The organism is Xanthomonas hyacinthi (assembly GCF_009769165.1).
GTDB classification, from domain to species: Bacteria; Pseudomonadota; Gammaproteobacteria; order Xanthomonadales; family Xanthomonadaceae; genus Xanthomonas_A; species Xanthomonas_A hyacinthi.
In genome coordinates, this window is sequence record NZ_CP043476.1 from 3828067 (window position 1) to 3853973 (window position 25907).

At 69.3% G+C, this 25907-nt stretch carries 21 protein-coding genes and 1 other RNA gene; 10 read left to right on the forward strand and 12 right to left on the reverse strand.

Translation table 11 applies throughout. The features are described from left to right. Window positions 1–50: 50 nt before the first annotated feature. A complete protein-coding gene (locus FZ025_RS16805) occupies window positions 51–1136 on the reverse strand; it encodes a LysR family transcriptional regulator (RefSeq protein ID WP_046978617.1) in 1086 nt (361 codons plus the stop codon). Between the two features lie 129 nt (window positions 1137–1265). On the opposite strand from FZ025_RS16805, the gene FZ025_RS16810 reads away from it, so the two are divergent. The 6 genes from FZ025_RS16810 to FZ025_RS16835 all read left to right on the forward strand — a co-directional run bounded on the left by FZ025_RS16810 (window position 1266) and on the right by FZ025_RS16835 (window position 9018). Further along, window positions 1266–1490 (forward strand): hypothetical protein, encoded by a 225-nt coding sequence (locus tag FZ025_RS16810; RefSeq protein WP_046978618.1) that lies wholly within the window; start codon window positions 1266–1268, stop codon window positions 1488–1490. Beyond that, window positions 1487–2260 (forward strand): SDR family NAD(P)-dependent oxidoreductase, encoded by a 774-nt coding sequence (locus FZ025_RS16815; protein ID WP_046978619.1) that lies wholly within the window; start codon window positions 1487–1489, stop codon window positions 2258–2260. The genes FZ025_RS16810 and FZ025_RS16815 overlap by 4 nt, the downstream gene beginning before the upstream one ends. An 11-nt stretch (window positions 2261–2271) precedes the next feature. Next, window positions 2272–3462 (forward strand): efflux RND transporter periplasmic adaptor subunit, encoded by a 1191-nt coding sequence (locus FZ025_RS16820; protein ID WP_104558102.1) that lies wholly within the window; start codon window positions 2272–2274, stop codon window positions 3460–3462. A 171-nt stretch (window positions 3463–3633) separates the two neighbouring features. Next, window positions 3634–6807: an efflux RND transporter permease subunit gene (locus FZ025_RS16825; RefSeq protein WP_046978621.1), complete on the forward strand. Its 3174-nt coding sequence runs from the start codon at window positions 3634–3636 to the stop codon at window positions 6805–6807. A 31-nt stretch (window positions 6808–6838) separates the two neighbouring features. Then, window positions 6839–7573: an SDR family oxidoreductase gene (locus FZ025_RS16830; RefSeq protein WP_046978622.1), complete on the forward strand. Its 735-nt coding sequence runs from the start codon at window positions 6839–6841 to the stop codon at window positions 7571–7573. Then, entirely contained in the window at window positions 7567–9018 is a 1452-nt protein-coding gene (locus FZ025_RS16835; RefSeq protein ID WP_046978623.1) for an efflux transporter outer membrane subunit, read from the forward strand. The genes FZ025_RS16830 and FZ025_RS16835 overlap by 7 nt, the downstream gene beginning before the upstream one ends. 107 nt (window positions 9019–9125) lie before the next feature. Here the strand turns inward: FZ025_RS16835 and FZ025_RS16840 are convergent, their stop codons facing one another. The 5 genes from FZ025_RS16840 to FZ025_RS16855 form a co-directional block, all read right to left on the reverse strand. Then, complete coding sequence (locus FZ025_RS16840; RefSeq protein WP_158185586.1) at window positions 9126–9302, reverse strand: hypothetical protein; 177 nt, start codon at window positions 9300–9302, stop codon at window positions 9126–9128. Between the two features lie 6 nt (window positions 9303–9308). Beyond that, window positions 9309–10295: a GGDEF domain-containing protein gene (locus FZ025_RS16845; protein WP_046978624.1), complete on the reverse strand. Its 987-nt coding sequence runs from the start codon at window positions 10293–10295 to the stop codon at window positions 9309–9311. Between the two features lie 480 nt (window positions 10296–10775). Then, complete coding sequence (locus tag FZ025_RS21895) at window positions 10776–10949, reverse strand: hypothetical protein (protein WP_167523888.1); 174 nt, start codon at window positions 10947–10949, stop codon at window positions 10776–10778. Window positions 10950–11449: 500 nt separating this feature from the next. Continuing rightward, window positions 11450–11801, reverse strand: a transfer-messenger RNA (tmRNA) gene (gene ssrA / locus FZ025_RS16850). 87 nt (window positions 11802–11888) lie between these two features. Beyond that, on the reverse strand, window positions 11889–12383 hold the full coding sequence (locus FZ025_RS16855) for a hypothetical protein (RefSeq protein WP_208803680.1): 495 nt from the start codon (window positions 12381–12383) through the stop codon (window positions 11889–11891). An 82-nt stretch (window positions 12384–12465) separates the two neighbouring features. On the opposite strand from FZ025_RS16855, the gene FZ025_RS16860 reads away from it, so the two are divergent. Next, a complete protein-coding gene (locus FZ025_RS16860) occupies window positions 12466–14706 on the forward strand; it encodes a S8 family serine peptidase (RefSeq protein WP_046978629.1) in 2241 nt (746 codons plus the stop codon). Between the two features lie 123 nt (window positions 14707–14829). Here the strand turns inward: FZ025_RS16860 and secF are convergent, their stop codons facing one another. The 6 genes from secF to FZ025_RS16890 all read right to left on the reverse strand — a co-directional run bounded on the left by secF (window position 14830) and on the right by FZ025_RS16890 (window position 21671). Continuing rightward, window positions 14830–15795, reverse strand: a complete 966-nt coding sequence (gene secF, locus FZ025_RS16865) for a protein translocase subunit SecF (RefSeq protein WP_046978626.1) — start codon at window positions 15793–15795, stop codon at window positions 14830–14832. Window positions 15796–15909: 114 nt separating this feature from the next. Next, on the reverse strand, window positions 15910–17754 hold the full coding sequence (secD, locus tag FZ025_RS16870) for a protein translocase subunit SecD (protein ID WP_046978627.1): 1845 nt from the start codon (window positions 17752–17754) through the stop codon (window positions 15910–15912). A gap of 55 nt (window positions 17755–17809) precedes the next feature. Continuing rightward, window positions 17810–18154, reverse strand: coding sequence for a preprotein translocase subunit YajC (gene yajC, locus FZ025_RS16875; protein WP_046978628.1), 345 nt, complete (start codon window positions 18152–18154; stop codon window positions 17810–17812). 260 nt (window positions 18155–18414) lie between these two features. Continuing rightward, entirely contained in the window at window positions 18415–19560 is a 1146-nt protein-coding gene (tgt, locus tag FZ025_RS16880; protein ID WP_104557926.1) for a tRNA guanosine(34) transglycosylase Tgt, read from the reverse strand. A gap of 72 nt (window positions 19561–19632) precedes the next feature. After that, a complete protein-coding gene (queA, locus tag FZ025_RS16885; RefSeq protein ID WP_046981325.1) occupies window positions 19633–20685 on the reverse strand; it encodes a tRNA preQ1(34) S-adenosylmethionine ribosyltransferase-isomerase QueA in 1053 nt (350 codons plus the stop codon). Window positions 20686–20843: 158 nt separating this feature from the next. Next, complete coding sequence (locus FZ025_RS16890; RefSeq protein ID WP_046981324.1) at window positions 20844–21671, reverse strand: inositol monophosphatase family protein; 828 nt, start codon at window positions 21669–21671, stop codon at window positions 20844–20846. Window positions 21672–21787: 116 nt separating this feature from the next. Between FZ025_RS16890 and FZ025_RS16895 the strand changes: the two genes are divergently transcribed. The 3 genes from FZ025_RS16895 to FZ025_RS16905 all read left to right on the forward strand — a co-directional run bounded on the left by FZ025_RS16895 (window position 21788) and on the right by FZ025_RS16905 (window position 25814). Next, window positions 21788–22549 carry an RNA methyltransferase gene (locus tag FZ025_RS16895; RefSeq protein ID WP_046981323.1) on the forward strand — a complete coding sequence of 254 codons (762 nt, stop codon included), beginning with the start codon at window positions 21788–21790 and terminating at the stop codon, window positions 22547–22549. Between the two features lie 233 nt (window positions 22550–22782). Continuing rightward, complete coding sequence (locus FZ025_RS16900) at window positions 22783–23673, forward strand: phosphate/phosphite/phosphonate ABC transporter substrate-binding protein (protein WP_046981322.1); 891 nt, start codon at window positions 22783–22785, stop codon at window positions 23671–23673. Next, window positions 23670–25814, forward strand: a complete 2145-nt coding sequence (locus FZ025_RS16905; RefSeq protein WP_046981321.1) for a putative bifunctional diguanylate cyclase/phosphodiesterase — start codon at window positions 23670–23672, stop codon at window positions 25812–25814. The genes FZ025_RS16900 and FZ025_RS16905 overlap by 4 nt, the downstream gene beginning before the upstream one ends. The last annotated feature ends 93 nt before the right edge of the window (window positions 25815–25907 follow it).

The window sequence follows — 25907 nt, forward strand, 5'->3', positions numbered from 1 at the left end:
CCGCCAGCTCTGCCGCCGCCAGCTGCCGCGGTCGCGGTGCGCCTGCCTGCTCAGACCAGCGCTTCTTCCTCCAGCTCCGGCGCCGGCTCTGCCTCCTCCAGCAACGGCCGCTCGGCCAGCTGCGGCAGCGCCAGCGTCTGGGTATTCATCGCCACGCCGCTGCACAGGGTGAACTCGGCGCCGCTGTCGGCCTGTTGCGTGGTCAGCTTGGCCGGGCATTGCGCCAGCATGTAGCTGACGTCGAAGTTGAGCTTGTCGACCAGGAAATCGACGAAGGCACGCACTTTCGGCGACAGCATGCGCCCGCCCGGGAACACCGCGTTGAAATCCAGGTCCGGGCCGACCCAGCCGCCGAGCACGCGGCGCGCCTTGCCGGCCTCGATCAGCGGCTTGATCGTCGCGTCGCTGGCCAGCACCAGGCCTTCGCCGCAGACCAGTCCGCCGATCAGCGCGGCCGAGTCGTTGGCGACCAGGATCGGCTGGATCGCGAACTCGCCGCTCTGCTTGCCGTTGCGCAGCGGCCAGCTGAGCCGGTTGCTGCCGTTGCGGCCATTGCTCAGCGCCAGCGTGCGGTGGTGCTGCAGGTCGTCCGGGTGCAGCGGCTCGCCGTGGCGTTCGATGTAGTAGGGACTGGCGAACACCTGGGTGCGGAAGGTGGCCAGCTTGCGCGCCACCATGGTCGAATCCAGCAGCGCGCCCATGTGCAGGGCCACGTCCACGCCTTCGGCGATCGGATCGACCTTGTCGCTGGTCATGATCATTTCCAGGCGCACTTCCGGGTGCTGCTTGTGGAATTCGCCCAGGATCGGCGCGACCCAGGAAATGCCGGCCGAGTAGGGCACGCTGAAACGCAGCCAGCCGCGCGGGCCGGCCTGCAGCTGCCCAACCGCGCTCTCGGCTTCTTCCAGCTCGCGGGCGATGCGCTGGCAATGCTCGTGATAGACCGCGCCGGCTTCGGTCAGGCCGAGGCGGCGCGTGGTCCGGTGCAGCAGGCGCGCGCCCAGGCGCGCCTCCAGATCCTGGACCTTGCGGCTGACGGTGGTCTTGGGCAGGCCGAGCGCGTTGGCCGCGGCGATGAAGCTGCCTTGCTCGACCACCTTGACGAAGATCAGGGTGTCGTTCAGATCGTGAGTCATGGCGGGGTTCCTGAGGAGGGAGAACGATTGGACCGATGGTGGGACGATTATTCCCCTTAATTCGGACTAATCAAGTGCGGCTTTGACGCCTAATTTGTACGCATTCGCCGCCACCCAGGCCATTTGCTCATGCTGCTGCGCACTCTGTTCCAGTTTCTCGTTGGCGTCCGGCGCCCGGATCGGCTCGATGGTACGCCCATCGACGTGTCGGAAACCGGTTACCTCAAGGCATTTCGCGAATTCACCCCGCCGCCGCGCAGCCAGAGCGGCAGCATGATGCGCCTGGGCCGGCGCGCCGGCGATCGGCTGGACCGCATCGCGATTGTCCCGTTCGCGGGAGTAAAAGTCCCGTGAGCGGGACGCTGGACCCGGAGGTGCTGGTGCTCGGCGGCACCGGCACCATCGGCCTGGGCGTGGTCCGCGCGTTGCTCGAGGCCGGCAGCCCGGTGCTGGCGGTGGCGCGCGAGCGCGGCCGGCTGCGCGCGCTGCGCGATCGCTACAGCGACGAACCGGCGCTGGACGTGCTGCAGGGCTCGGTCGCCAACGATGCCGTTGCCGCCACCCTGGCCGCGGCCGTGGCGCAGCGGCCGCGGCCGCTGGCCGGGGTGGTCGCCAGCCTCGGCAGCGCGCTGCGTTGCGGGCGCCTGCTGGAGCAGCCGCTGAGCGCGCTGCGCCGGCGCATCGAGGCCGACCTGCTGCCGCACCTGGCCGCGGCCCGGCAGCTGCTGCCGCTGCTGGCGCAGGCAGAGCGCGGCGGCCGCTACCTCCTGCTCGGCAGTCCGTGCGCGCTGCGCGCCTGGGCCGGGCATGGCGAAAGCTCGGTGGCCGCAGCGGCGATCCGCATGCTCGCCCAGGTCCTGCACGAAGAGGCCAAGCCGCTGGGCGTGCGCGTGCAACTGCTGGCGCTGGCCCATCCGGTGTGCCGCAGCGAAGCCGGCGCGGGCGACTGCCCGGAATGGTTCACCGCGCTCAGCGTCGGCCGCGCCGCGGTGTCGCTGCTCGCCGACGACGGTGTGCCCGGCCAGGCCGTGGTCGACATCGACAAGCATCGCTACGCGCATCCACGCACCTCGTTGATGACCGCATCGCATTTTTCTCCCTCCACGCACGAGGTCTCTCCATGAACCCGATTCCGATGTCGTTCCATTCCCCATCGCGCGCCTTGCGCCCGCTGGCGATCGCGCTGCTGGCTGCCGCCCTGGCCGCCTGCGGCAGCAAGGCCGGCGAGCAGGGTCCAGCGCCGCCGTCGGTCGGCGTCGCGCCCGCACTGCAGAAGGAAATCAGCCAGTGGGACGAGTTCAGCGGCCGCGTCGAGGCGGTCGAGCACGTCGACCTGCGCCCGCGCGTGTCCGGCTACATCGACAAGGTCGACTATGTCGAAGGCCAGGAAGTGAAGAAGGGCGAGGTGCTGTTCACCATCGACGCGCGCAGCTACCGTGCCGAACTGGCGCGCGCCAACGCCGAACTGGCGCGGGCGCGGATCCAGTCCAAGCTCAGCGGCAGCGAGGCGGCGCGCGCCAAGAAACTGTCCGACCAGCAGGCGATCTCCACCGAGACCTGGGAGCAGCGCCATGCCGCCGCCGACCAGGCCGATGCCGACGTGCTCGCTGCACAGGCCGCGGTGGACACCGCGCGCCTGAACCTGGAATGGACCCAGGTGCGCGCGCCGATCGACGGCCGCGCCGGCCGCGCCCTGGTCACCGCCGGCAACCTGGTCAGCGCCGGCGACAGCGCCAATGTGCTGACCACGCTGGTGTCGCTGGACAAGGTGCATGTGTACTTCGATGCCGATGAAGGCACCTTCCTGCGCTATGCGCAGATGGCGCGCAAGGGCGAGCGGCCCAGCGAGCGCGACGGGCAGCTGCCGGTGCAGGTCGGCCTGGTCGGCGAGGACGGCTTCCCGCACGCCGGCAAGGTCGATTTCCTCGACAACCAGATCACCCGCAGCACCGGCACCATCCGCGTGCGCGCCTTGCTGGACAACGCCGAGCGCAACTTCACCCCGGGCCTGTTCGCGCGCGTGCGGCTGCTTGGCAGCGGCCGCTTCAGCGCGCTGCTGATCGACGACAAGTCGGTGCTGACCGACCAGGACCGCAAGTACGTCTACGTGGTCGACAAGGACAGCAGGGCGCAGCGCCGCGACGTGCAGCTGGGGCGCAGCGCCGAAGGCCTGCGCATCGTGCTCGGCGGACTCGATCCCGGCGACCGGGTCATCGTCGACGGGGTGCAGAAAGTGTTCATGCCCAGCATGCCGGTGCAGGCCAAGAGTGTGGCCCTGGTCACGGCGACGCCGGCGGCCGCACGCAAGGCCGTCGCCCTCGACTGAGCCGTCCCCGACGGAAGCCGCACCGATTGAAGCCGGGCGCGCGCGCAGCGTCGCAGGCCGGTCGCGCTGGCGGCCGGTCGTTGCCGGCCGGGCCACTGCGGTGGCCCGCCGCCGCCTTGCCCGCGTTCCTGTTCGGCCATCCGTTCCACCCCGTTTCCAGGACCACCACCCATGGACTTTTCCAGATTCTTCATCGACCGGCCGATCTTCGCGGCCGTGCTGTCGATCGTCATCTTCGCCGCGGGCCTGATCGCGATCCCGCTGCTGCCCATCGGCGAATACCCGGACGTGGTACCGCCCTCGGTGGTGGTGCGCACGGTGTATCCGGGCGCCAATCCCAAGGTCATCGCCGAGACCGTCGCCACGCCATTGGAGGAGGCGATCAACGGCGTCGAGAACATGATGTACATCAAGTCGGTGGCCGGCTCCGACGGCGTGCTGCAGATGACCGTCACCTTCCGCGCGGGGACCGATCCGGACGACGCCGCGGTCAAGGTGCAGAACCGCGTCGCGCAGGCGCAGGCGCGCCTGCCCGAAGACGTGCGCCGGCAGGGCGTGACCACGCAGAAGCAGTCGCCGACCTTCCTGATGGTGGTGCACCTGACCTCGCCGAAGGGCAAGTACGACACGCTGTACCTGCGCAACTACGTGCGCCTGCACGTCAAGGACGCACTGGCGCGGATCCAGGGCGTGGGCGATGCGCAGGTGTTCGGCGGCGGCGACTACGCGATGCGCGCCTGGCTGGATCCGGAGCGCGTCGCCGCGCGCGGACTCACCGCCGGCGACGTGGTCGCGGCGATGCGCGAGCAGAACGTGCAGGTCTCGGCCGGCCAGCTCGGCGCCGAACCGATGCCCGACAGCAAGTTCCTGACCCTGATCAACGCGCAGGGCCGCCTGCGCAGCGAGCAGGAGTTCGGCGACATCGTGCTCAAGGTCGGCGCCGATGGCGAAACCGTGCGCCTGGCCGACGTCGCACGCCTGCAGCTGGGCGCCGGCGACTACACCCTGCGCTCGCAGCTGGACGGCAAGAACGCGGTCGGCATCGGCATCTTCCAGGCGCCGGGCGCCAACGCGCTGCAGATCCGCGATCAGGTGATCGCCAAGATGGATGAACTCACCAGGCAGTTCCCGGATGACGTGAAGTACGAGGCGGTGTACGACACCACGATCTTCGTGCGCGATTCGGTCAGCGCGGTGGTGCATACCCTGCTGGAGGCAGTGCTGCTGGTGGTGCTGGTGGTGATCCTGTTCCTGCAGACCTGGCGCGCCTCGATCATTCCGCTGATCGCGGTGCCGGTGTCGGTGGTGGGCACCTTCGCCGCCCTGCATCTGCTGGGCTTCTCGATCAACACGCTGACCCTGTTCGGGCTGGTGCTGGCGATCGGCATCGTCGTGGACGATGCGATCGTGGTGGTGGAGAACGTGGAGCGCAACATCGAGGAAGGGCTGACCCCGCTGGCCGCGGCGCACCAGGCGATGCGCGAGGTGTCCGGCCCGATCGTGGCGATCGCGCTGGTGCTGTGCGCGGTGTTCGTGCCGATGGCGTTCCTGTCCGGGGTGACCGGGCAGTTCTACAAGCAGTTCGCGGTGACCATCGCCATTTCCACGGTGATCTCGGCGATCAATTCGCTGACCCTGTCGCCGGCGCTGGCCGCGCGCCTGCTGCGGGCGCACGACGCGCCCAAGGACGCTGCGTCGCGGCTGATGGAGCGGCTGTTCGGCGGCTGGCTGTTCCGCCCGTTCAACCGTTTCTTCAACCGCAGTTCGCACCGCTACCAGGGCGCGGTCTCGCGCATCCTCGGCCGGCGCGGCGTGGTGTTCGCGGTGTACCTGGTGCTGCTGCTGGTCACCGGGGCGATGTTCAAGGCGGTGCCGGCCGGCTTCATCCCGACCCAGGACAAGATGTACCTGATCGCCGGCGTGAAGCTGCCCGAGGGCGCCTCGCTCGAGCGCACCGACGCGATGCTGCGCAAGGTCGCCACCATCGCGATGCAGACCGATGGCGTGGAGCATTCGATCTCCTTCCCCGGCCTCAACGCGCTGCAGTTCACCAACACGCCCAACACCGGTGTCGTGTTCCTGACCCTGAAGCCGTTCGCCAAGCGCCACCGCAGCGCGCTGGAGATCAATGCCGAGATCAACCAGCGCATCTCGCAGCTGGGCGAAGGCATGGCGTTCGCGTTCATGCCGCCGCCGATCCTGGGCCTGGGCAACGGCAACGGCTACCAGCTGTTCATCGAGGACCGCGCCAATCTGGGCTACGGCGCGCTGCAGAACGCGGTCAACGCGATGCAGGGCGCGGTGGCGCAGACCCCGGGCATGAGCTACCCGATCGGCACCTACCAGGCCAACGTGCCGCAGCTGGACGCGGAGGTCGATCGGGTCAAGGCCAAGGCGCAGGGCGTGGCCCTGACCGATCTGTTCGATACGCTGCAGACCTATCTGGGTTCGACCTACGTCAACGACTTCAACCAGTTCGGCCGCACCTGGCAGGTGATCGCCCAGGCCGATGCGCCGTTCCGCGAAGGCGTCGAGGACATCGCGCGGCTGCGCACCCGCAACGCCAGCGGCGAGATGGTGCCGATCGGCTCGATGGTGACGATCAAGCAGAGCTACGGCCCGGACCCGGTGCTGCGCTACAACGGCTATCCGGCCGCCGACCTGGCCGGCGAGGCGGATGCGCGCGTGCTGTCCTCGGCCGAAGCGATGGCCAAGCTGACCCAGATCGCCAAGCAGGTGCTGCCCAACGGCATGCAGATCGAATGGACCGACCTGAGCTACCAGCAGGCGACCCAGGGCAATGCCGCGCTGGTGGTGTTCCCGCTGGCGGTGCTGCTGGCGTTCCTGGTGCTGGCCGCGCTGTACGAAAGCTGGACGCTGCCGCTGGCGGTGATCCTGATCGTGCCGATGACGTTGCTGTCGGCGCTGTTCGGGGTGTGGCTGAGCGGCGGCGACAACAACGTGTTCGTGCAGGTCGGCCTGGTGGTGCTGATGGGCCTGGCGTGCAAGAACGCGATCCTGATCGTCGAGTTCGCCCGCGAACTGGAGCTGCAGGGCAAGGGCATCGTGGAATCGGCGCTGCAGGCCTGCCGCCTGCGCCTGCGTCCGATCGTGATGACCTCGATCGCGTTCATCGCCGGCACCGTGCCGCTGGTGTTCTCGCACGGTGCCGGCGCGGAAGTGCGCTCGGCCACCGGCATCACCGTGTTCGCCGGCATGCTCGGGGTGACCTTGTTCGGCCTGTTCCTCACCCCGGTGTTCTACGTCGCCCTGCGCAAGCTGGCCGGGCGCCCGCTGGTGTCGCATGCGCCGGCGCACGCCGCCGATGCGCCGACCCACGCCTGATCCGTTCACTCCCTCATTCAAGGACATTCGCATGACCACGACCCAGAAAATCGCCCTCGTCACCGGTGCCACCCGCGGCATCGGCCTGCATAGCGTGCGCCAGCTGGCCGAGGCCGGCGTGCACACGCTGCTGGCCGGACGCGATTCCACCCGCGCCAGCGCCGCCGCGCTGCAACTCCAGGGCGAAGGACTGCCGGTGGAGGCGCTGACCCTGGACGTCACCGACGCCGCCAGCATCGCCGCCGCGGTGGCGGCGGTGCAGGCGCGCCACGGCCGGCTCGACATCCTGGTCAACAACGCCGGCATCATCGTCGACGACTTCAAGCTGGCGGTCTCGCAGCAGAGCCTGGAGACCTGGCGCAACACCTTCGACACCAACGTGTTCGGCCTGATCGCGGTGACCCAGGCGTTCCTGCCGCTGCTGCGCGCCGCGCCGGCCGCGCGCATCGTCAACGTGTCCAGCCTGCTCGGCTCGGTCGCGCTGCACAGCCAGCCGGGTTCGTCGATCTACGACTTCAAGGTGCCGGCCTACAACGTGTCCAAGAGCGCGGTGAATGCGTGGACCGTGCAACTGGCCTACGAACTGCGCGACACCCCGATCAAGGTCAACAGCATCCACCCCGGCTACGTGAAGACCGACATGAATGCCGGCGAAGGCGAGCTGGAGGTGGCCGACGGCGCGCGCAGCAGCGTGATGATGGCGCTGCTCGACGCCGATGGCCCGACCGGCAGCTACACCCATGTGGGCCAGGTGCTGCCATGGTGATCCGTCCGGCGATCGGCGCGCTGGCGCTGGCGCTGCTCAGCGCCTGCGCCAGCGTCGGCCCCAACTACCGCGCGCCCGAACCGGCGCCGGTGACGCTGCAGGGCGCGGCGGCCCCCGTGTTCGTGACGACCTCGCCGGTGGCGTCGTGGTGGACGCAGTTCGACGACCCGGTGCTGGAGCAACTGGTGCACCAGAGCCTGGTCGCCAACCTCGACCTGCGCATCGCCCTGTCGCGGGTGCACGAGGCGCGCGCGGTGTTCGCCGAACAGCGCCTGGACCAGGCGCCGCACGTCACCGCCAACGGCGACTACAGCCGCGGCAAGGCGCCGGATGCCGACGCCGGCGGCGCGCGCGTGCTGACCGAGAGCTACAGCCTCGGCTTCGATGCCGGCTGGGAACTGGACCTGTTCGGACGCCAGCGCCGCGCCAGCGAGGCGGCGCGCGCCGACCTGGAAGCCGAGCAGGCCGGCATGGCCGATGCGCAGGTGACCGTGGCTGCGGAAGTGGCGCGCAACTACTTCGAGTTGCGCGGCGCGCAGCAGCGCATCGCGGTGGCGCGCACCACGCTGGACAATCTGCGCGACACCCAGCGCCTGACCGAGACCCGCTCGCAACTGGGCGCCGGCAGCGAACTGGACGTGCAGAGCAGCCGTGCGCGGCTGAAGGCGATCGAGGCCGACATCCCGTTGCTGGAAGTCAGCGAAGCGCAGGCCCGGCATCGCCTGGCGGTGCTGCTGGGGCGCACGCCCGGCGCGCTCGACGCACTGCTGGCGCCGCGCGCGACGCCGGCCTATGCGCGTGCGCTGCCGCTGGGCGACACCACCCAGCTGCTGCGCCGGCGGCCCGACGTGCGCATCGCCGAGCGCAGGCTGGCGGCGGCAACGGCGCGGGTCGGCGTGGCCACCGCCGATCTGTTCCCGCGGATCAGCCTCAGCGGCTTCGTCGGCTTCCTGTCCGGCGATGCCGGCTCGCTGCTGCAGGGCAGCAGCAAGGCCTGGTCGCTGACCCCGTCGATCAGCTGGGCGGCGTTCGACTTCGGCAGCGTGCGCGCGCGGCTGCGCGCCAGCGAGGCGCAGGCCGACGGCGCCGCCGCCGATTACGAGAAGGCGGTGCTCGGCGCGCTGGAGGACACCGAGAACGCCTTGACCGCCTACGCCAAACAGCAGGCGCGGCTGGCCATCGTCGCCGAGCAGGCCGAAGCGGCAGGCCGCGCCGAAGCGCTGGCGCAGATCCGCTACCGCGCCGGTTCTGAGGATTTCCTGACCCTGCTCGATGCCCAGCGCACCAAACTGACCGCCGACGATGCCCTGGCCGATGCCGAGGCGGCGGTGAACGTCGGCGTGGTGCGGGTATACAAGGCGCTGGGCGGCTGGGGCCAGGACGCGGTGCTGCCGCAGGATATGGCGCTGGCCGCGCCGCCGGCGCCGGCGCCGGTCCTGCACTGACGGCCTGGGTGTTTTCTTTCGGCTGTTGACAGCCTTGGGGATCAATCTGTGGGGACTCCGGGTGGCCTCGGGCCATCAGTCGCGACGGGCTGCACCGACAAGGCCGTTCATCGCGACTGAACAGCTCGCGGCAGGCGAGGGCGCTGCGGCAGCAATGCCGCGGCGCCTGCGCGACAGCGGATGGCGGCGACATCGACAAACAGGTCGATGCCGATCCTGTTGCCGTCAACCGGGCATCGGCGGCGGCGCTGCCCGTTGGCGCAGGGCTGGCGCAGGCGCAGCACGACCGATCATTCCTGGGCCAGGTCGTCGGCGATCATGTAGGTGTCGCGGCCGCCGTTCTTTGCCTGGTACAGCGCCGCGTCGGCGCGCGAGAACCAATCCTGCCAATGCAGCTCGTCGCACAGCATGGCCGCGCCGAGCGAGACGGTGATGCGGCCGTTGGGGCCGCGCAATGCCTCGCGCGTGGCCTGGTGCAAGCGCTTGCTGAACGCCGCCAGTTCGCTGCGCGATTGCAGCCACGTCACCACCACGAATTCCTCGCCGCCGAAGCGGAACACCTCGTCCGGCGCGCGCACCTGGAAGCGCAGCAACGCGGCCAGCTCGGCCAGCGTGCGGTCGCCGGCCGCGTGCCCGTAGAGGTCGTTGACCTCCTTGAAGTGATCGATGTCGAGCACGATCAGCGCGTGCCGGCGCGTCTTGCGGCGCGGATCGGCCACGCGCTGCGACAGGCTGCGCTCCAGCATGCGCCGGTTCGGCAGCCCGGTCAGCGCATCGTGCGAAGCCAACTGTTCCAACTGTACGCGATCGCCTTCCAGGCGCAGCGCCAGCACATAGCCCAGGCCGGTGATCAGCAGCGACACGGCGATCAGCGAGAAGGTGTGCTCGGCACCGCGCAAGGTGCCCGGGGTGACCAGCATGATCACGATCAAGGTGGCGTTGCAGGCCAGCCCGACGCTGCGCGCGACCACGAAGAAGCTGCTCATCATCATCAGGTACAGCCACGGCACCGCCGCCTGGTGCAGGGCCTGGCCGGCCAACGCGCCGCCCAGCAGCCAGCTCAGGGGCAGCAGCGGGTCCATGCGGCCGTCGCCGCGGCGCAGCGCCAGCGACGTGGCCAGCGCCGCCAGGCCGGCCAGTGCCGCGCCGGCGACGGCGCTCCATGCATGGCCTTGGAGCCACCGATAGGTCCCGAACAGCAGCAGCACCGCGGCGGTGGTCGGCCCGAGGATCTTGATGATGCCGAGCCGGAAATGCCGGCGCATCGAATCGCTCATGGTCGTATCGCGCTCAGCGCGGCGCACGCGATCGGCCTGGCAACGGCAAGCTGGGGAGGAACGGCGTACATGCGGACGTCGCGCTGCGGTAGGGTCGCAATGGACAAGCAAATTCTGTGCCGCTTGCATGATCTGCGGCGCGATTGTCGGTTGCCGCCGACGCCTGTCGGGCGGGCGGCCGACCCGACGGCGCTGGCCCGCGCCATCCGCTGCGCCGCGTGCCGGCGGGACGCGCGCAGCAGGTCAGGATTCAGGGGCGGAGGCGTCGCAGCTGGCCGCTACCGGCTGTTTCCCGATTGGGCAGGGCGTACGCGAGACGCTGCGGCCGAGCGCAACACGCTCTATGGCATCGGCATGTGGGCCAGGGCGTGTCGATCCCCAGGCAGATCGCGCTGCTCTTGTGCGCCCCCGGCGACGTCATCGCTCGGGCGTGGGCCGTCCAGCGCCGGGCGCGGGTCGAGGGACAGGCGGCCTTGGCGCCTACGGGGCTTGGGCGTCGACCAGCTGCAGGCCCTGCCTGGTGAGTGCGATGTCGCCGTCCTCGCCCTGTGCGGCGTAGTTCGCGCGGACTGCCCAGTTCGCCTCTTCCTCGCCGACGGGCTTGGTGTCGTGGATGTCCTGCAGGATGCGCAGTTGTTCGCGGGTCGGTTGCATGGCACGCCGTGGTCGGCAATCGATGGCAGCAGCGTACATGTCATGCGTGATGGGCATGTCGCCAGTAGTGGCCAGGGCGGCGCGGCGGCCTTCGGGTCGCCCTGGCGATACGCCGGAAAAGTGGGGGCCGGGGCGGGGCGCGTCGTCGTTCGGACACGCCGCGAAGACATGTTCCTAACAGTGGCTCCCCCATCCTTGCGCCACCAGCTGTGCGGCCGTAGGTAAATCTCAGGGCTGCTTCAAGGGTGCAGGCATCCGCGGCTGGACCATCTTTTCTTCCGCATGCGCCGCCGCAGCCCTTGGCTTGCGGCGGCGCTGCCATGAAATTTTTTCATCCGCTCTTCGCCGCCTGGCGCGCTCGCGGCCGATCCGGCCCCGATGGCGTGCCTGCAGGGGCGGGCAAACAAAAAGGGCCGGATCTTCCTGGATGTCCAGAAGACTGGATGTCCAGAAGAATCCGACCCTTGGTGTACGTCCGCGCACCGCTGCGAACGTTCAGATGGTGGAGGTGGGCGGAATCGAACCGCCGTCCGAAGGCACTCCATCCCCGGCACTACATGCTTAGCTCATCGTTGGATCTCATCCCGGAACAGCACGATGTGCGAAGCGCATCCCGGGACCAGCCTGCTTCATTTAGCCAATGGCTGACAGGCAGCCACCACCGGCGATTCCGTGATAATGACCCTACGTCGCGAGCACGGACACAAGCGATTTCGGGGCTAGGCCTTAAGCGGCCAGTGCGTAGTTGTCGTCGTTGGCAACTATAAGTTTGCTGCTGGATTTACGAGGAAAGCGGCCCCCTCGGCATGCGCCAAGCGATTTTGCAACCCCCGTCGAAACCAGTGCACCCCCGGGGAAAACGTAAAACGCTGACGCGCACAGTGTAGGGCTCGGGGAGCGCAGTCACAAGTCTTGCGCCACAGGCGGCTTAAGCTGGCTTCACTCGGCTTGCCGGCACCGGGCAGGCCGAAGGATTTCCCCCAGGCACGGGAGCACCGCGATGGCAACCAGGCAACAGCGTGCGCGCGACGGCGGGCGGGCGCGGAAGCGAGCGGCCACGGTATCGGCGGCCACGGCGAAACCAGCCAAAGCGGCCGCGCAGGCCGGCCAGGCGCCGCCCGCGCAGCAAAACCCCGCAGCGAAGAAAGCCAGGCCGAAGCAGGCTGTCGCGAAGCCTGACCAGGCGCAGACCGCGGAAAAGGCCGTCGCTCGGCCGAGCGGGCCGGTGCGGCGCACTGCGGCGAAGACCGCGGCGAGCAACACGTCCAGGGCAGGCGAGTCCAAGACGACCAAGCCCAGTACGGCCAAGCCCGGTACGGCCAGGCCGGAAGCCGCCGCCAGGCGCACGCCGTCCGCTCCGCGCAAAGGCAAAACGCGCGCCGCCGCTGCGGCAAGCGGTCCGGCGCCCGCGCGCACGGCCCGGCCCAAGGCCACCGGCGAGGGGTCGTTGGCGCAAGGGCAGGCGCGCACGGTCGTCTATGTCCATGGCATCGGCAACAAGCCGCCGGCCGAGGTGCTGCGCTGCCAGTGGGATCGCGCCCTGTTCGGTCGCGAGATGGGCGAGCGCACGCGCATGGCGTATTGGGTCAGCCGCGAACGCTATCCGTCGCCGGAACCGGGCAGCTGCCAGGATCAGGACCGTGGCCCGGCGCCGAACCAGGCCGAGCAGCGCGTGCTCGGCGCGCTGGGCGTGGTGCCGCAACTGGCCGACCTGGGCCAGTTGGCCGATACGCTGGCCGGCAGCGACGCGGAGCGCGCGTACCTGCAGCGGTTGCTGGACGAAGTGCAGGCGGCCGCGCCGGAGGCCGCCGGCATGCATGCGCAAGGTCCGATCGACGCGCTCAACCGGGTGCTGCTGAAGCTGATCTCCGCCGCGCTGCTGCAGGACGTGCACGATTTCTTCTTCGTGCCGGCGCGGCGCGAGCAGTTGCGCGAGAGCCTGCGCCAGCGCATGCGTGCCGGCGGCGGTCCGTTCGTGGTTGTGGCGCACAGCCAGGGCGCGCTGATCGCCTACGACGTGCTGCGCGAATTCGAGGCCGAAGGCTGCGCCGTGTCGCTGTTGCTGACCCTGGGCGCGCCACTGGGCCTGCCGGTGGTGCGCAGCATGTTCAAGCAGTGGACCGGCACGCCGAAGCTGCCGTTCCCGGCCTGCGTGAAGCGCTGGGTCAACGTCGCCGAGCGCCGCGATCCGGTGGCGCTGGACGACGATCTGAGCGATGACATCGCCGACGCGCAGGGGCGCTTCCACAACATCGCCGGGTCGCGGATCAATCCGGATTGGCAGCGCAATCCGCATTCCGGCTCCGGCTACCTGTCCATCCCCGAGGTCCGCGCCGAGGTGCGGCGCGCGGTGGGGGTCGGCTTCGACCAGCCGATCGCGCATCCGGTGCTGATCAAGGACCTGTCCGACCAGTTGGAGGCGCACGCGCCCAACTATCGCCATGAAGTGCTGATCGAGCTGCAGCGCCTGCCGGGCGAGCGCGAGCCGGCGCAAGTGAAGTGCGATCTGGTCGCGGCGCTGCGCGAGCTGACCCAGGCTTCCACTGGATTGAAGGGCGACGTGCTGGACGCGGCGATCGAACTGGAAGACACGCTGCAGCGCTACGTGTCGGCGCGCCTGACCCGTTTCGAGATCGAAAGCCTGCGCGATCGCTATCGCGGCCTGAGCCTGAAACGGCTGTGGCGCGACGCCGGCAAGCGTGCCCTGATCTACCAGTCGCGCAGCACCGTGCAGGCCGACGCGGCGCAGGTGGCGTACCGCGCGCTCGGCAGCGGCATCGGCTGGGCGGTGCTGGACAGCGGCATCGCCGCGGCGCACCCGCATTTCCAGCAGCCGGGCCTGGCCGAGACGGTGCTGGCGCAATGGGATTGCACCCAGCGCGGCCGCGCGCGCGAACTGCGCCGCGGCGCCGGCGCCGGCTTCGCCGCGCTGGACGGCAACGGCCACGGTACCCACGTGGCCGGGATCATCGCCGGGCAGTGCGATGCGCCGCTGCCCGGCGTGGCGCCGGCCACGCCGCTGCGCTTTGCCGGCATGGCGCCGCAGGCACGGCTGTACGGGCTGAAGGTGCTGGACGACGATGGCAATGGCCGCGATTCGTGGATCATCAAGGGCGTGCAGCAGGCCGCCGAGATCAACGAGCGCGCCGGCGAGCTGGTCGTCCACGGGGTCAATCTGAGCCTGGGCGGCTACTTCGATGCGGAGAGCTACGGCTGCGGCTTCACCCCGCTGTGTAACGAACTGCGCCGGCTATGGCGGCAGGGCGTGGTGGTGGTGATCGCGGCCGGCAACGAGGGCCTGGCCTGGCTGGTGCAGAACGATGGGCAGGCCTATCCGTTGAACCTGGACCTGAGCATCGGCGATCCGGCCAACCTGGAGGAAGCGCTGGCGGTGGGGTCGGTGCACAAGAGCAGTCCGCACAGCTACGGCGTGTCGTACTTCTCCTCGCGCGGGCCGACCGCCGACGGCCGGCACAAGCCGGACCTGGTGGCGCCGGGCGAGAAGATCGTCTCCGCCCACCACCGCTACGACGTGGACGACCCAAGCACCTGGATGGTGGAGATGAGCGGCACCAGCATGGCGGCGGCGCACGTGTCCGGGCTGATCGCCGCGTTCCTGTCGGTGCGCCGCGAGTTCATCGGCTTCCCGGACCGGGTCAAGCAGCTGCTGCTGGAGCAGTGCCTGGACCTGCAGCGCGATCCCTACATGCAGGGCCGTGGCCTGCCCAGTCTGATGCGGATGCTGGGGGCGACGTGAGTGCGGCCGGGACTGGAGCCGGCGGGATGCGGTCCCGGGGTAAATCGCGGTCAAGCGATTTGATGGGAAAAGCGCCTTTTTGTAGAAAAAGCGGTTTTCTATCCGAGTCCCGAGTCCCGCCCCTCAGGGCCTGCGCGCCAACGCCTCGACGTCCTTGGACTTGGGCAGCAGGTCCTGCTTGGTGACCTGGAACGGGCCGATCGACAGCAGCGGCACCGCCACGATCACCGAGGACACCACCACGATCACCGCGCCGACCATGTGGGTCAGGGCCAGGCCTTCCATCGAGGTGCCGCCGTACAGGTACAGTGCCAGCGCCGACAGGAAGAACATCACCGCGGTGATCACGGTGCGCGACAGGGTCTGGTTGATCGAGCGGTTCAGCACTTCCAGCGGCTCCACGCGCAGGCTGCGGAAGTTCTCGCGCACGCGGTCGAACACCACGATGATGTCGTTGATCGCAAAGCCCATCACCGACAGCATGCCGGCCAGCACGGTCAGGTCGAACTCGCGGCCGGTGAGCGAGATGTAGGCCACCGTCACCAGCAGGTCGAACAGCGCGGTCAGGCTGGCCACCACCGCGAACTTCCACTCGAAGCGGAACGCGATGTAGATCAGGAAACCGACCAGCATGAACAGCGTCGCGTAGACGCCGTTCAGCGCCAGGTCCTTGCCGACCTGCGGGCCGACGAACTCGCCCGGCTGCACCGTCGCCGGATTTTCCGCCGTGGTCACCGCCTTGCGCACCTGCTCGGCGAGGTTCTTGGTCAGATCCTCGTTGTTGTGCTCGCCCTGCGGCTGCAGGCGGATCACGATCTCGTTGCCGCTGCCGACGTTCTGCACCTGCGCGTTCTCGAAGCCGGCCGTGGCCAGCTGCTCGCGCACATGGTCGATGTCCACCGGCTTCTGGAAGCTGGTCTGCACCAGCGCGCCGCCGGTGAACTCCAGCGCGTAGTTGAAGCCCTTGGCGAAGATCACCCCGAGCGAGGCCAGCGCCAGCACCAGCATCAGCATCAGGGTCGGACGCCGCCAGCGCATGAAGTCGATCTTGGTGTCGTTCGGAATCAGATGGAGCGGGAAGATTTTCATGGAGACCTGCTCTTCATAATTTGGACCCCGCACATGGAGGTGCGGGCTTTGGCGAGGGACTCGCATTTTTGATCCCCCGCACACGGATGTGCGGGCTCTTGCGAGGGACTCGCATCAGATCGCGACGGACTTGAGCTTCTTGCGGCGGCTGTAGATCAGCGTGGCCAGCGCGCGCGACACGGTGATCGCGGTGAACATCGAGGCGAAGATGCCGATGATCATGGTCAGCGCGAAGCCCTTCAGCGGGCCGGTCCCGAACGCGTACAGGGCCACGCCGACGATCAGGCCGGTGAGGTTGGCGTCGAGGATGGTGCCGCCTGCCTTCTCGTAGCCGGCGACGATCGCCGACTTCGGCGGCATGCCCTGCCGCAGTTCCTCGCGGATACGCTCGTTGATCAGCACGTTGGCGTCCACCGACAGGCCGACCGACAGGGCCAGGCCGGCGAAGCCGGGCAAGGTCATGGTGGCGCCGAACAGCGACATCACCGAGACCACGATCAGCAGGTTCATCAGCAGCGCCACCGAGGTGATCGCGCCGAACATGCGGTAGTACACGCCGAAGAACACCAGGGTGAACAGGAACGCGTAGACCACTGCGGTGACGCCGCGCTCGACGTTCTCCGCACCCAGGCTCGGGCCGATCACGTATTCCTCGACGAAGTCCATCGGCGCGGCCAGCGAACCGGCGCGCAGCAGCTTGGCCAGGTTCTCGGCCTCGACCTTCTCCAGGCCGGTGGTCTGGAAGTTCTTGCCGAACACGCCGGCGATGCGGGTCGGCGCCAGCGCCTCTTCCTTGACCCGCACGCTGCGCACTTCCTTGCCGTCGACCATGCTCACGGTCGGGATGCGCTCGATGTAGACCACCGACATCAGCTTGCCGGTGTTGGCGCTGGTGTAGTCGAACATGCGCTGGCCGGCGACGTTGTTGAGGGTGACCGCCACCGCCGGCAGGCCGTTCTGGTCGTTGCTGACCACGGCACCGACCATCTGGTCGCCGGACACCAGCACGCGCTTGTTCAGCAGTACCGGGGCGCCGCTGTCGCGCAGGCGGTACACCTTGGCCTCCGGCGGGATGTTGCCGGTGCGCACCGCGTCCTCGGCATTGCCCTCGACCACGCCGCGGAACTCCAGGGTGGCGGTGGCGCCGATCATGCGCTTGGCCGCGGCGGTGTCCTGCACGCCCGGCAGCTCGACCACGATGCGGTCCTCGCCCTGGCGCTGGATGATCGGCTCGGCCACGCCGAGCTGGTTGACGCGGTTGCGCAGCGTGGTCAGGTTCTGCTCGATCGCGCCGGCGGCGATCTGCTTGAGTTCGGCGTCGGGCACGCTGACCGCGATGGTGCGCGCGGACACGGCATAGCTCAGCGTCGGCTGCGCCTTGGCCAGCGCGGCACGCGCGGCGTCGGCGTCGGCGCCCTCGCCCAGGCCGACCTGGATGCTGTTGTCGGCACGGCGCTCGACCGAGCGATAGGCAATGCGGTTGTCGCGCAGCGTGGTGCGGATGTCCTCGGCGAAGGCGTCCAGGCGCTTGTCCAGCGCCGCCTTCTGGTCCACCTGCAGCGCGAAGTGCACGCCGCCGACCAGATCCAGGCCCAGCACCATCGGCTTGCCGCCGATCGCCGACAGCCAGCTCGGCACGGTCGAGGCCAGGTTCAGCGCCACCGTGTAGTTCTCGCCCACCTGCTGGCGCAGGATGTCGTTGGCACGGGTCTGCGCCTGCAGGCTCGGCAGGCGCACCATCAGGCTATCGCCCTCCTTGGCCACCGACTTGGGGGTGATCCCGGCCGCCTTCAGCTCGGCGCTGACCCGCTCGCGCAGGGCCGCGTCGAGCTGGCCGCTGCGGCTGGCGGTGATCTGTACCGAAGGGTCCTTCTGGTAGACGTTGGGCAGCGCGTACAACGCACTGAACGCCAGCACGATCAGGATGAGGAAATACTTCCAGCGCGGAAACTCGAGCATTGCAGGACCCCGCGCGACGCCACGCCGGCGCCGCGCCTAGCAGTAAGAAAATGGATCAGGCGGACTTCAGCGTGCCCTTGGGCAGCACATTGCCGATGGCGCCCTTCTGCACGCGGATGCGCACGTTGTCGGCGATTTCCACGGTGATGAAGTTGTCGCCGATGTCGGTGACCACGCCGGCCACGCCGCCGGAGGTGATGACCTCGTCGCCGCGGCCGAGCTTGTCCAGCATCGACTTGTGCTCCTTCTGCCGCTTCATCTGCGGGCGGATCATCACGAAGTACATCACCGCGATCAGGATGATCGGCAGCAGGAACATCTGCATGCCGCCACCGGCGGCAGAAGCGGCGCTGGCGGTCTGCGCCTGGGCCACGGGAATCAGGAAATCGAGCGGGTTCATCGGTGTGTCCTATGGTTTGGGCAGCCCGTCGCCGGTGAGGGCGCGGACCGCTGGTTTGTCGCCGGGGGCGGCAAGCAGCCGCCGATTATGCCACGATCTCTCCTTACCCCCGGAACGACCTCGGCGCCCCCCTTCTCCCCCTGGGAGAAGGTGCCGCGCAGCGGCGGATGAGGGTACGGGGCGCAGCCTCCTGCGGTCGAAACGACACCAGGCTTCGGCCGTACCCTCACCCCAACCCCTCTCCCGACGGGAGAGGGGCTTTATCCCTGCTCCGATGGGAACGCGGTCGCTTCCGCCCCGCGCGCCGCATAGAAGGACCGCCGGAACCGGGCAAAGGTTCCCGCGGCGATCGCCGCGCGCATGTCGGCCATCAGTTTCTGGTAGTACCAGAGGTTGTGCAGGGTGCCCAGCATCGGCGCCAGCATCTCGTTGCAGCGGTCCAGATGGCGCAGGTAGGAGCGGGTATAGCCGCCGCTGCAGGCATGGCAGCCGCAGCCGGGCTCGATCGGGGCCAGGTCGCGCTCGTAGCGGGCGTTGCGGATGCGCACGGTGCCGAACGCGGTGAAATAGTGGCCGTTGCGCGCGTTGCGGGTCGGCATCACGCAGTCGAACATGTCCACGCCGCGGGCCACGCCCTCGACCAGGTCCTCCGGCCGCCCGACCCCCATCAGGTAGCGCGGGCGGTCGGCCGGCAGGCGCGGATGCAGGTGCTCGAGCATCGCGTTGCGCTCGTGCTCCGGCTCGCCCACCGCCAGCCCGCCGATCGCGTAGCCGTCGAAGCCGATCGCCTGCAGGCCCTCGATCGAGCGCGTGCGCAGGTCCGCATGCACGCCGCCCTGGACGATGCCGAACAGCGCCGCGTCGTTGCTTAAGGCCTCGTGCGCATCGCGCGAGCGCTGCGCCCAGCGCAGGCTCAGTTCCATCGAGCGGCGCGCGACGTCTTCGGTGGCCGGGTACGGCGTGCACTCGTCGAAGATCATCACGATGTCCGAGTCCAGCACCTTCTGGATGCGCATGCTCTCCTCCGGACCCAGGAACACCTTGGCGCCGTCGGTCGGCGAGGCGAAGGTCACGCCCTGCTCGCTGATCTTGCGCCGGTGCGCCAGCGAGAACACCTGGAAACCGCCCGAGTCGGTCAGGATCGGTCCATCCCAGCGGGCGAAGCCGTGCAGCCCGCCGTGGTCGCCGATCACGTCCAGGCCCGGCCGCAGGTACAGGTGGAAGGTGTTGCCGAGGATGATCTGCGCGCCCAGCGCGCGGATCTGCTCGGGCAGCACGCCCTTGACCGAGCCGTAGGTGCCGACCGGCATGAACGCAGGGGTTTCCACCGTCCCGCGCGGAAAGGTCAGGCGGCCGCGGCGCGCGGCGCCGTCGCTGGTGTCGAGCTGGAACTGCAATCGGGACATTGAGAGGCCGGGAATGGAGAATCGGGAATCGGGAGTGGAAACGGCAACGGACGGAGCAACGGCTTCTGGCTTTTACGATTCCCCATTCCCCATTCCCGTTTCCCCGCCCCACAGCAACATCGCATCGCCGTAGCTGAAGAAGCGGTAGCGCTGCGCGATCGCATGCCGATACGCGGCGAACATGCGTTCGCGGCCGGCGAAGGCCGACACCATCATCAGCAGCGTGCTCTCCGGCAGATGGAAATTGGTGACCATCGCATCGACGCTGCGGATGCGGTAGCCGGGCAGGATGAAGATCTGCGTCTCGCCGGCGAACGGATGCAGTGCGCCGTCCTTCGACGCGCTCTCCAGCGCGCGCACCACGGTGGTCCCGACCGCGATCACGCGGCCGCCGGCGGCGCGCGTGCGCCGTACCTGCTCGACCAGGCTGGCGCCGACGTTGAGCCATTCGCGGTGCATCACGTGCTGCGCGAGCGCCTCCACCCGCACCGGCTGGAAGGTCCCTGCGCCCACGTGCAAGGTGACGTGGCCAACGCTCACGCCGCGCGCCTGCAGTGCCTCCAGCAACGGCGCATCGAAGTGCAGCCCGGCGGTCGGCGCCGCCACCGCACCGGCCTGCCGCGCGAACACGGTCTGGTAGCGCTCGCGATCGTCCAGCCCGGGCTCGCGGCGGATGTACGGCGGCAACGGCAATCGCCCGGCCTGCTGCAGCCACGCCTCCAGGGTGTCGGCGACGTGGAACTGCAAATGGTAGAACTCGCCATCGCGGCCCAGCACCTCGGCCTCGCCGCCGGCATCCAGGGCGATGCGCACACCGGCCCTGGGCGACTTGCTCACGCCCAGCTGTGCGCGTGCGCGCTGGCCGCCGAGCAGACGTTCGATCAGGATCTCGACCCGACCACCGCTGCTCTTGTGCCCGAACAGGCGCGCCGGAATCACCCGGGTATCGTTGAATACCAGCAGATCGCCCGGCTGCAGCAACTGCGGCAGATCGCGCACCTGGCGGTCGGCGAACGGCGCCGGCGCCGGCGGCACCAGCAGCAGGCGGCTGGCGGAACGTTCGGCCAGCGGCGCCTGCGCGATCAGTTCTTCGGGCAGCTCATAGCGGAAATCGGACTTCTTCAAGGCCGGCGGGTCGCAGACTAGATGGCCGGACATTGTAGCTGGGGGGCTGGGACTCGGGACTCGGTAGCGGCTGGGCCGCGCGCAATGGCGAATTCCTGGCGCCTGGTGCCGGCTTTTGCCGTTCTCCGGGTCCCGAGTCCCCGGTCCCGGCTTCACCCTCAAAACTTCGCGTCGAACTCCGCCGCATAGCCGGTGTTGACGATCAGCTTCTGCAGCACGTCGCTGACCTTGATGTTGCCGGCCACGATCTGGTACTGCGGGGTGCCGCGGTCGTCGATGCGGCCCGGGGTGGCGCCCTTGAAGTCGGTGATGCGGCCGCCGGCCTCGCGCACCAGCAGCACGCCGGCGGCGATGTCCCAGGCCTTCACCCCGGCCTCGAAGTAGGCGTCGGTGCGGGCGCAGGCCACGTAGGCCAGGTCCAGCGCGGCCGAGCCGGTGCGGCGGATGTCCTCGGCCTGCACCATCAGCGCGTCCACGCACTTGAGCTGGGCGCTGGTGCGCTTGCGCTCGCGCGGGGCGAAGCCGGTGTTGACCATCGCGCCGTTCAGGTCCTTGCGCTCGCTGACGCGGATGCGGCGGTCGTTGAGCACCGCGCCGTTGCCGCGGCTGGCGGTGAACAGCTCGTTGCGCAGCGGATCGAAGATCACCGCGTCGATCGGCTCGCCGTTCTCGACCAGGGCGATCGACACGCAGTAGTGCGGGAAGCCGCGCAGGTAGTTGCTGGTGCCGTCGAGCGGGTCGATCACCCACATGTAGCGGCCGCCGCCCTGCACGCCGCCTTCCTCGCCCATCACCCCGTAGTCGGGATAGGCGCGGCGCAGTTCCTTGACGATCACCTTCTCCGCGTCGGCATCGACTTCGCTGGCGTAGTCCATGCGGTCCTTCTGCACCACGTTCAGCGCTTCCAGCCGGTTGATATGGCGCAGCAGCACATTGCCGGCGAGGCGGGCGGCCTTGACCATGACGGTGACGGCGGGTTTTTGCATGGCAACGGCTCCCGAGAGGGCGGAGAAGGATCTGGCGGAGGAAAAGAACAGTCCGGCGCGAAGGCCGGCCGCGCAGTTTACCATCTACGCCCCGTTCGCTCCGCATCTTCACTGCCATGACCGTTTCTGCCCGCATCCGCTTCGTCCTGGTCGGTACCCAGCACCCCGGCAACATCGGTGCGGCGGCGCGGGCGATGAAGACCATGGGCCAGGCGCGGCTGGTGCTGGTGGCGCCGGAACGCGCGCTCGACGAGGACGCCTACCGGCGCTCGGCCGGCGCCGAGGACGTGCTGCGGCAGGCGCCGGTGCTGGCCAGCCTGGCCGAGGCGGTGGCCGACTGCCAGCTGGTGCTCGGCTGCACCGCGCGCAGCCGGCGGGTGTCGCTGGAAGAACTGCTGCCGGCGGACGGCGCGCAGCGCCTGGCGACCGCCGCCGCCGAGCAGGCCGAGGTGGCGCTGGTGTTCGGCCGCGAGCGCACCGGCTTGACCAACGAAGAGCTGCAGCTGTGCCACGCGGCGGTGCATATTCCCTCCGATCCTGCGTTCAGTTCGCTCAACCTGGCCGCGGCGGTGCAGGTACTGGCCTACGAACTGCGCCTGGCGCAGCTGCGCGGCGAGGGCGCGGCGCCGGCCGTGCCGGAACCCGGTTTCCGCGAGGCGGTGGCCAGCCATGCGCAGCTGGAAGGGCTGTTCGGGCAGTTGGCCGACACCCTGGACGACATCGACTTCCACAAGGGCCGCGCGCCGGATTCGGCGATGCGCAAGCTGCGCCGGTTGTTCCTGCGCAACGCGCTGTCCGAGCAGGAAGTGCGGCTGCTGCGCGGCATCCTGTCCGATGCGCAGCGCATGGCGCGGCTGGCCGGGCAGGCGCGTAGTTAGTTTCGGGGCTCGGGACTCGGGACTCGGCAAAGCGCCGGGGATTTCTGGTCATTGGCGACTGGTCGCGTGTCGTGGCGCACAGGACGTTCCCTTGCCTTGCCGCGCCGGGATCGCTCCGAGTCCCCAGTCCCCAGTCCCGGCTTCACCGGCTGTCGCCGGTTGACGCTTTCGGCTAGGCTTGATGGCTTCTACGTGGGGAATGCGGTTTGCAACGTTCGTGGTGGCGTGTCGTCATGGTGTGGCTGGCGCTGGCGATCTGCTGGCCTGCGGCTGTGCACGCGCGTCCGTCGGTGCTGGTGCTGGGCCGCATCAGCGACAATCCCAAGGCCCACTACGAGCAACTGAAACCGTTGCTGGACTACGTGGTGCCGCGCATGCGCAGCGTCGGCATCACCTCCGGGCAGATCCTGATGGCCCGCGACAGCCAGCAGATGAGCAGCTACCTGCGCCGCGGCCGCGTCGACTGGGTCACCGAGACCGCGGCCACCGCGATGGCGCTGCAGCAGCGCGGCGGGGTGCGGCCGCTGCTGCTGACCGAGCGTGGCGGGGTGCGCGAGTACCACAGCGTGTTCTTCGTGCGCCGCGACGGGCCGCTGCACACCCTGCGCGACCTGCAGGGCCGCACCCTGGCGCTGCAGAGCACCTTGTCCACCAGCGCCTATCTGGTGCCGATGATGGCCTTGTTCGAGCACGACCTGCACCCGGAGATCCTGCTCTCGCCGAAGGACCAGGCGTCGGCGAACACGGTCGGCTACGTGTTCGCGCGCTCGGAACTCAACATCGCCTCCTTCGTGCACAAGCGCCTGGTGGACTGCGGCGCGTTGAGCAATCTGGACTGGGACGACGACCGCCGCGTGCCGCCGGCGTTCCGCCGCGATTTCCGGGTGATCTACCGCGCCGAGCCGTTCCCGCGCGCGGTGGAGATGGTGCGCAGCGACCTGGCGCCGCCGGTGCAGGCGCGCCTGCGCGAGGTGTTGCTGGAGGCCGCCGGCGACCCGCAGGGCCGCGCAGCGCTGCGCAGGTTCTTCGGCACCTCCGGCTTCTATCCGGTGGACCCGGCCTCGCAGAAGCGGCTGGACCAGCTGCGTGCCGGGGTGGCGCGGGTCAAGCTGGAAGTGGAATGAAGACGCTGCGCTTCGGATTGCAGGCCAGGTTCCTGCTGGCGATGGGCGTTGCCGCGTTGCTGATCATGGCGATCCTGGCGCTGCTGCTGGAGCGCCAGGCGGCGATGCAGAACGAGGTGCGCACGCTCAGCGGCAACGTGATCCATGGCCTGTTCGACCGCAGCATGCGCACCCGCGGCGAAACCCTGGCACGGCAGCTGTCCGATTCGCTGGCCAATCCGGTGTACTACTCGGACCTGGACGCGATCGGCAGCCAGGTGCGCGCGGCGCTGGGCTACGTGGCGGTGGCCTACGTGCTGGTGTACGACGCCGACGGGCGCCTGATCCACGACGGCAGCGACGAGTTGCCCGGCTACGGCCAGCGCATGCGCGGCCCGATGGCCGATGCGGCGATCAAGGCCAACGGCCTGCTGGCGCAGGAGTCCGACGAGATCCTGGACGTGTCGATGCCGATCATGATCGGCGACCAGCGCGTGGGCGGGGTGCGCGTGGGCATGTCCTGGACGCGGGCGCTGGTCTACGAGCGCAAGGCCGGCGAGAACCTGGACGAACGCCTGGACGCGCTGGGCAAGCGCCACCTGGGCTGGTTGGCGCTGCTGCTGGCCGCGCTGGGGCTGACCGCGGTGATGGTGGCGATCTACGTGCAGCGCACGCTGGTGGCGCCGGTGCGCTGGCTGGCCGCGGCCGCGCGCCAGATCGAGGCCGGCGACTACGTGGTGGAGCGCCGCGACAGCGGCCGCCACGACGAGGTCAGCGAGCTGCTGCGCGCGTTCGGGCGCATGAGCGAGGCGATCGCGCGCCACGACCGCGACGTGCGCCACATGGCCTATACCGATGCCTTGACCGGGCTGACCAACCGGCTCGCGTTCCGCGAAGCGCTGGACCACCGCATGCTGTCCGCACGCGCCTCGCAGCGGCGCCTGGCGCTGCTGTTCGCCGACATCGACGACTTCAAGCGGATCAACGACACCCTCGGCCACGAGGCCGGCGACGAGGCGCTGCTGCAGTTCGCGCGGCGCATCCAGCTGGCAGTGGATCAGCTGGGCGGGCACGACGCGCTGCTGGCGCGCTTCGGCGGCGACGAATTCGTGATCCTGGTCGAGGACGAGCACGCGCTGCAGGTCGCCACTGGCCTGGCCGAGCGCCTGGTGCAGGAACTGCGCGAGCCGCTGCGGATCCAGGACCGCGAGGTGTTCATGGGCACCTCGATCGGCATCACCGTGTATCCCGGCGATGCCGAAGACGCCTCGGCGCTGCTGAAGAACGGCGACATCGCGATGTACCAGGCCAAGCTGGCCGGCAAGAACTGCCACCGTTTCTACAGCCGCGCGCTGGACTACGCGGTGGAGCGGCGCGTGCACATGGAGCATGAGTTGCGCGGGGCCTGGGAGCGCGGCGAACTGAAGCTGGTGTACCAGCCGATCTTCCGCACCCTGGACCGGCGCATGGTCGGGGTGGAGGTGCTGCTGCGCTGGCAGCACCCGGCGCTGGGCACGATCTCGCCGACGGTATTCATCGACGTGGCCGAGCAGAGCGGGCTGATCGAGGGCATCGGCCCCAGGGTGCTGCGCGCGGCCTGCCACGAGGCCACGCAGTGGCAGCGCTTCGACGGCAGCCGCGACCTGTTCGTGTCGGTCAACGTGTCGCCGCGGCAGCTGCGCAGCGGCGACCTGCCGGAAATCGTCGCCGACTGCCTGCGCGAATCCGGGCTGCCGGCGGCGCAGCTGCACCTGGAACTGACCGAGACTGCGGTGATCGGCGACGAGCTGCAGGCCGCGAGCATGCTGGCGCGGCTGCACCGCACCGGGGTCAAGGTCTGGCTGGACGACTTCGGCACCGGCTTCTCCGGGCTGAGCCACCTGCGCCAGGTGCCGGTGGACGGGGTCAAGATCGACAAGAGCTTCGTCGCCGACCTGCAGCGCGATCCCGACGACCTGGCGCTGACCACCGCGATCATCGCGATGGCGCATTCGCTGGGCATCACCGTGGTCGCCGAGGGCATCGAACAGGAAGTGCAGTTCGAACTGCTGCGCGAGCGCGGCTGCGAACTGGGGCAGGGCTTCTGGCTCAGCCACCCGCTCAGCGCCTGCGAATTCCGCCAGCTGCTGGCCAACGAGGGCGCGCCGCGCAGCGAGGCGTAGCTGGCAGGCCAGGGTGCCCGGCGGCGCGCAGGCCGTCCCGAGCGCGCCGGCCTTGGGCGCTTCCTGTAGGAGGGGCTTCAGCCCGCCCCAAGC